The following is a 401-nucleotide window of genomic DNA, read 5'->3' as shown; positions in this document are numbered from 1 at the left end:
AAGCAGATGGCTATTCGTACCATCTTCAATATGCTTGGCCCCATGACTAACCCTGCTAACGTTGGTAAGCAAGTGATCGGCGTATTCAATAGTGCTTTGTGTAAGCCTATGGCTGAAGTATTAAAACGTCTGGGTAGCGAGCATATACTCATCGTCCACGCGAGTGACGGCCTCGATGAGATCACTATTTCCGGCGACAGCCATGTCGCTGAACTCAAGGATGGCGTAGTCAGTGAATACACCATCAAACCAGAAGACTTTGACCTGGCGCGAGCTTCACTTGATGGCTTGGGTGTCGATAGTGCAGAACAAAGCCTAAACTTGATAAAAGCAGCTTTAGGAAAGGAACAAAGCGAGGCTGCGCAAAAAGCACGCTCAATTATTACTTTAAATGCCGGTGC

General features: G+C 47.4%; 1 pseudogene. It reads left to right on the top strand.

What is annotated here, in order from left to right:
• Positions 1-6: 6 nt before the first annotated feature.
• Positions 7-401, top strand: a pseudogene (trpD, locus tag A3761_RS06910) (anthranilate phosphoribosyltransferase); the annotation flags it as partial.

The sequence above is a fragment of the Oleiphilus sp. HI0123 genome (genome assembly GCF_001635315.1).
This window is presented reverse-complemented; position numbering and strand designations above follow the sequence as displayed.